This is a genomic window from Endozoicomonas sp. SESOKO1 (assembly GCF_024606265.1).
In the GTDB taxonomy this organism is placed as follows: Bacteria; Pseudomonadota; Gammaproteobacteria; order Pseudomonadales; family Endozoicomonadaceae; genus Endozoicomonas.
In genome coordinates, this window is record NZ_JAHHPP010000265.1 from 1 (window position 1) to 4,126 (window position 4,126).

Annotated in this window: 6 protein-coding genes; all 6 read right to left on the minus strand. The window is 51.9% G+C overall.

Annotated features, from left to right (window positions below; translation table 11 throughout):
* Positions 1-122, minus strand: a 122-nt coding sequence (locus KDK13_RS19220; protein ID WP_373692238.1) for a flagellar motor protein MotB, incomplete at its 3' end; no start/stop codon positions are given.
* Entirely contained in the window at positions 122-991 is an 870-nt protein-coding gene (gene motA, locus KDK13_RS12040) for a flagellar motor stator protein MotA (protein ID WP_257285216.1), read from the minus strand. The genes KDK13_RS19220 and motA, both read right to left, overlap by 1 nt.
* A gap of 106 nt (positions 992-1,097) precedes the next feature.
* Positions 1,098-1,622, minus strand: a complete 525-nt coding sequence (gene fliL / locus KDK13_RS12045) for a flagellar basal body-associated protein FliL (protein WP_257285217.1) — start codon at positions 1,620-1,622, stop codon at positions 1,098-1,100.
* Positions 1,623-1,660: 38 nt separating this feature from the next.
* The gene (locus KDK13_RS12050) at positions 1,661-2,884 is read right to left on the minus strand and encodes a hypothetical protein (RefSeq protein ID WP_257285218.1); all 1,224 of its coding nucleotides are present in this window, start codon (positions 2,882-2,884) and stop codon (positions 1,661-1,663) included.
* Positions 2,885-2,991: 107 nt separating this feature from the next.
* Positions 2,992-3,423 carry a flagellar export chaperone FliS gene (gene fliS / locus KDK13_RS12055; RefSeq protein WP_257285219.1) on the minus strand — a complete coding sequence of 144 codons (432 nt, stop codon included), beginning with the start codon at positions 3,421-3,423 and terminating at the stop codon, positions 2,992-2,994.
* A gap of 78 nt (positions 3,424-3,501) precedes the next feature.
* On the minus strand, positions 3,502-4,126 hold a 625-nt coding region (gene fliD / locus KDK13_RS12060; protein WP_257285220.1), incomplete at its 5' end, for a flagellar filament capping protein FliD.

The following is a 4,126-nucleotide window of genomic DNA, read 5'->3' on the forward strand; positions in this document are numbered from 1 at the left end:
ATCATGGCCATGGCAAAATCGGCAAAAGCCACTTTCCAGCTGCCGCCATGGTGCCCATCGTGACCGGAACCGCGCCCCCGGCGGACAACGATCATGTGCTCGCTATCTGGAGACTTGGCCATTACAGTGAAGCCTTCAGGGATTGCAACATATCTTCCATTTCCGAGAATGTAGGGCGTAACTCCTTATAAAGCAGCCGTCGCCCGGAATCCACAGCGGTAATCGGTGCCAGCCCTGAGTGGCTGGCAAGCAACGTCATTTTGACACATTCAAACGCCAGCAATTCACTCTGTTCGGTACTTTCCAGCGCTGCCGCCAGAGGGCCAAAAACACCATAGCACAGCAATATGCCCAGAAAGGTACCCACCAGAGCCGCTGCTATTTTGACGCCAATCAGTTCTACCGGCCCATCCATCGCGCCCATCGTCACCACGATGCCCATCACGGCGGCCACAATACCAAAACCGGGGCAGGCATCAGCAATACTGTGCAGGGATTTTGCCGGGCGTTTCAGATCATCCTCAAGGGTCTCTATCTCGCTTTCCATCAAACCTTCAAAGGCATGTCCGGGCATACTGCCCATACCGGTAATCCGTAAATTATCGGTGATAAAATAGATCAGTCGTGGATGAGATATGATGCGCTGATAGCTCTGAAACAGCTTACTGCTTTCCGGCATTTCAATATCGTCTTCAATGGCGTTCACGCCCTTTCGCTGTCGGGTTTCTATCAGGCGGAACATCAGGGCCAGCAAATCCATAAAGAAGTTTTTGTCGAACTCTTTATTTTTGATCAGTACGTATTTCAGGTGAGTGAGGGTCATTTTCTGGACCGTGACCGGGTTGGAAATCACAAAAGCACCGACAGCTGCACCGAGAATGATGATGATCTCAGGTGGTTGCCACAGTGACAGCAGCCTGCCACCAGCCAAGACAAACCCACCAAAAACACTCAGAAACAGGATGGCAAAGCCAGTGAATCTCAATAGCATGGGAAACCCGGTACGTTTACATTAAGTGGTAAGAGGCTGTCTTGCTGCCCCTGCAGCAGGGCAGTCAATTTTCCAGACAGCCTCCTGGTAGCACTGGTTCATGTGATTACTGAATCACCATATTCGTGATGAAGACATCCTCAACCCCCTTGATCAGCGATAGCCCTGTCGTGTGATGAACCGTATCCAACAGCTTGTTCCGTAATTCCTCCCTTTTTTCCGGGACTATCACCTCCTGGAATGTCCAGGATGACAGCTGCCCGAGCATGGCATTGAGAATGACTGGTTGATTACTTTTCAGTTGTTCAAGGCACTGGATATTTCGGGTCATGAGAGAAACGGATAACTGCATGTAATGGAGTTCATAGGTTTCATTATTCACCAGGTTGACGACCATATCTTTAAACGACAGATAATGTGCAGGTCCCGTTAAAGCTGCGGTGGACGCTGACGATAGTGAATGGTCATCCTCCCTTGAAAGCCAATACGCTGCACCTCCTGCAATAGCAAGCATGACAACGACCGCCAGGACAAGAACGGGGCGATCAGCCTTGCCACGCTGAGCTTCTGGCCACTGGGCACAGGCACGGTTCTTTATGGTACGGTCATCGTCGTCAGTCTTCATATTCATGGGAAAGTACTGTTAAACAATGTCTTGAAAAAGAAGGGCTAAATAAGCAAATCAATAAGCGCCATACCAGAGCACCGCGACAGCGCAAAGGATGACCGGTATTCCTGTAAGGTTTGGGGTGCTGAGGCCAGAATATCTGCATGTTTGTCAGAAACATCTGATCTCTCTGCCAGCTCTCCTGCCAACTCTCCTGCCAAAGAATGCTGCCCTCCCCTGTCTGAGCCGGAATGATCAGGGGTGGTTAATGAAAGTGCTATTTTCAGTCCAGACTCTGTTGCTGAAGAACCACCGGGTTCTTCCCTGTTCAATGGATTATTCACGGCATTACCGGGAATTTGCATCTGTTGCATACTGTCGCTGACCAGTTGGTGCAACACAGAGGAACAGCTTTCCAGGGTTGGCAGAGACTGTTTGCTGGCTTGAAGATTCACTGTGACCTCGCTGTTATTCCGGGTCATAACTACTTGCACTGAACCCAGTCCCGGAAACTCGGCAACGGCCCGGGCATGACGATCGCCACTAAACATCAAACAGTTTTTTGCCGGGGTTGTTACCGTCAACCCGTCAGGTTGAATGGTGGACGACGGTTGGCGGACTGTGGAGTATTCCGAACTTTTCAGCAGTGTACCCGATACATTAGTTGTAGCTGGCTGTGTCGTTGTCGGACTTTCCTGATTGGCAGGTGGCTCCACGGTTGACTCTGGCGTTGAAGCCTCCTGGCTCGATAGCATCCGTTTTTGCAGGGGTGCTATTGAAAGCTGTGCAGACTTCTGGAGTGATCCGGTCGCCATAGTTTGCTGAATATCAGGTAACACAGCCTGAACGCTATGGAGATCCGCTTCCCCCTCAGGGACAGGCTTAACCGTCAGGGTTTCTGCAGGGGCTGGGTTCTGAACCGGTTGCTCAGGAGGAACGTGTTGTGAACTTGAATTCAATCCGGGTTGAGAGTATGCCGTTGGAATTACTGCATCTGCGGATATGGCCCCGTTAATTGTCGGCAAGCCTTCTGGTTCCCCGGAGTCCTCAAAAGCCGTTGTGTTGATCGTCGATATAAAATCAGGACCAGAAGACGAACTCGAAACACTCACAGGATTTACCAGGCCGGAAGGTTCAATCATCAGCTGCAGAATTGCCTGAAACTCATCGCCCTTCGGCACTTCATCCCCAACCGGCAGTTGCCCGCTTATCCCCTCCTGGATAGACGAGGCTGGAAGTGCATCGATTACACTGTCAGCCTCTGTGCCAACTGTCTCAATATTCATAAGAGATAGCTCTCTGTTCAGGATGAAAATGCAGTTTCATTCATCGCAATATAGGTGATCCGGGAAACCCGGCTTTCAGCTTATGGCGGTTTGGGTATTGCCAGGGATTACTTTTCACCGACATCTATCAGCCCCTGCTGTAAGGCCAACTCATCCCAGGCTCCTTTGACCGTATCGATCATGGACCTGGCCGTAGTCAGGGGAGCAATATCATTCTCAGCGATCACGGATGTCAGGCATGACAGACAGTGGTCATATAATTCAAGCAGTCGGGCTGGCAGTTCACTGGCTGACTGGGGGTGCCCCTGCTGATTGTCGACCATGGCGGCGGCCTGGTTTCTTAACACCATCAAAATAGAGAGGGCGTGATGAATCTGTTCTCCTCGGGCGGCAATGTCACCACGGTTGATGTGGCTGTGGCAGCGGTCCAGGTCATCCAGCAACAATTGGTACAGCAAGGCGGTCTGCTGGAAGATGCTCTCTTTTCGGGCTCTATGCCCGTATTGATGCCGGGTGTACTCTGTCGCTGGAGACTTCATAAACGCCCCTTGTTGCCGGTGGTGAACGTTAGTTCATGAGAGTCGCCATGAGAGTCGTCATGAGAGCCGCCATGATATTTACATAGTGTCAACATAAGTGCGGTTCCGGTTCATACGCTGTACCGTTTGCTCCATATTTAAAAACTGCTGATTAGTGCGCTGGTGGAGCAATTGCCGTTTCTTTTCCAGTGCATGCTGGTCTGAAGCCAGCCGCTGCAAATCCCGGGACAGATAACTGATCCTCGATAATAAAGGGCCACTGCCCGAGAGCAGCGTGTCCATTTTCCGGGCCAGTGCCAGCACCGGCTTTTGCTGGTCAGAGAGAAACTGCAGGACCTGGTAGGGCATGGCGCCCAGCTGGTGGCGGAACCAGGTTTCATCCAGAGACCATAAACCACTGCGCTCAGTACTGACCCCAAGGTCCAGCAAGCTGGAGATCTGTTCTGAACTATTTAGCCCGGCCTCGCCAGGCGTGGCGTTGACCAGTTTACGCAGCTGACTGCTGATACTCCTCAGGGAGGCGGGAGCCCCCGCATCGACCTGCTGGCCCCGGTTGTCCCTGGGGTCACTGGTTTTCAACAGGCTGTTGCAGTTATTGACAAAGTCCGACATGGCGCTGACCAGTGCCTCGACATCCTGACTGACCTCAATGTATAACTGTCGGTCCGGGTCGGCCTGTTTCAGGGTCAGGCTCAGCCCGTTA

Bases quoted from the DNA above. Each gene is read 5' to 3' on its own strand.
- fliL (WP_257285217.1), bottom strand. From the start codon at position 1,622: ATGAATATGAAGACTGACGACGATGACCGTACCATAAAGAACCGTGCC.
- KDK13_RS12050 (WP_257285218.1), bottom strand. From the start codon at position 2,884: ATGAATATTGAGACAGTTGGCACAGAGGCTGACAGTGTAATCGATGCA.
- fliS (WP_257285219.1), bottom strand. From the start codon at position 3,423: ATGAAGTCTCCAGCGACAGAGTACACCCGGCATCAATACGGGCATAGA.
- motA (WP_257285216.1), bottom strand. From the start codon at position 991: ATGCTATTGAGATTCACTGGCTTTGCCATCCTGTTTCTGAGTGTTTTT.